The sequence below is a fragment of the Aeromonas sp. s13 genome (genome assembly GCF_040907905.1).
Lineage (GTDB): Bacteria > Pseudomonadota > Gammaproteobacteria > Enterobacterales > Aeromonadaceae > Aeromonas > Aeromonas veronii.
This window is the reverse complement of the sequence record NZ_JBFOCS010000024.1, coordinates 1-1,637: the sequence shown is the minus strand read 5'-3', so window position 1 is coordinate 1,637 and position 1,637 is coordinate 1. Positions and strand designations below refer to the sequence as shown.

The 1,637-nt window shown below is 48.7% G+C and carries 1 protein-coding gene; it reads left to right on the top strand.

Annotation, left to right across the window (positions count from 1 at the left end; all coding sequences use genetic code 11):
• Positions 1-896 precede the first annotated feature (896 nt).
• Positions 897-1,523 carry a porin family protein gene (locus AB5Y82_RS02590; RefSeq protein ID WP_111901585.1) on the top strand — a complete coding sequence of 209 codons (627 nt, stop codon included), beginning with the start codon at positions 897-899 and terminating at the stop codon, positions 1,521-1,523.
• Positions 1,524-1,637: the final 114 nt, after the last annotated feature.

The following is a 1,637-nucleotide window of genomic DNA, read 5'->3' as shown; positions in this document are numbered from 1 at the left end:
TTCGCAGGTCAGGTCAAGGGCCCTGGCAAGGGGAAGTGTCACCGGCCACCCGCCGCCCACTGATGCACCAACCATCACGACCGTTCTGGCAAGGTATCCTAAACGTTCATCAATAGCGTTTCATTGCCATTCAATATATTTAAATGGCTTGATTGGAAAGCTTCATTAAATATAAAAACGAATATAATCAAGTTATTTAGAATTCCAAAAGCCTATCTTTTAAATGGCTTGTTTATATAAGCAAACAAAATTAATCAGGCCGCACACCCCATATCTGCTTATCGCGCCTCATGCCCACCCCAACAACTGCGGCCGGGTGAAGAGAAAAGCCACCCACAAGCGCCAATTCGCGTATCTGATGGGCAACATGGCCCACGCAAGAACAGCCTCAAAAGACCACCAAAAGTCACAATGGGAACAATCCCAAACCTAAAAAAGAGCAAAAAACAGGCAAAAAGATAGATTTTTTTCTCACGGTTTCACCTTGTGAGGCGTTCAAAAAATCATCAAAAAGAACCTGATGCCAATCAGTGACATCTGAGATGCCAATTTTTAGACAACTCATCATGGTCACGCTCGAATGAAAATTTAATGCCGATACAAATCAATCACATAGAATCAAAACCGAAGTCTCAGCCTGTCATTTGCCTCACCAGTTAATTATTTAAACCTCAATAAAGCTAAAACTCTAATAACACCATTTATTAAACAAAATGCCCCTGCTTGCAGCCAGTCATATTTAGAAGAATGGGGAAATCACTCTCTTGTTATTCAGAAATGTGCTGACTATACTGCGGCCCCTCTGTGAAAGCAGAGCGATGACGGAAATATAAAAAGCTTCATGGATTGAGCAATATAAATCACACGCAGTTCACGCAACACAAGGTTATTTATCCATGAACAAGTTTAATAAAATTGCCGCTTTCTCCCTGCTTGCTCTGGCCATGAATGGCGGCGCCCATGCCGAAGGCTGGTATGCAGGTCTGGATCTGACTACCTCCAAGATGGATCTCGATGGTGCGGCCAAAGACGCCTATGACGCCAAAGTGATCGACGACCAGCTCGACGGCGGCAGCCTGATCGTGGGTTACAGCTTCAAACCCTGGCTGGCGGTTGAAGGTGGCCTGCACGCCCAACAGATGGATCAGCTGACCTGGGTAACCTCCCCGATTGCAACCGGCTTTGCCGACACCACCATCGAAACCCGCAGCATCAGCCTGGCCGCCAAGCTGAGCCAGCCGCTGGCCTGGGGCTTCAGCGCTTATGCCAAACCGGGTATCGCCTACACCCGCACCGAATTGGAAGTTGTCGGCAACGCCACCTTCCTCGGTTTCAGCGGTCAGGTAAACGAGAGCGCAACCAAGAGCAAGGTACACCCCAATCTGGAAGTAGGTCTGGACTACGCCTTCAACGACCACTTCTCTGCCGGTATCGGTTACGAGCGCCAGTTCGACGCCCTGAGCCTGGGTGAAGAGCACTACTCTCTGGACACCTTCAAGCTGGGTCTGCGCTACCACTTCTAAGTCGCGCCGCGTCAGTCACTGTCTAGTCCTGAAATAGGTTTACACATTTTCGGCTAGCTTTGCTCCACTCAGAACCCCCTATGTACCGCATCGGGGGTTCTGTATTTCAACGCA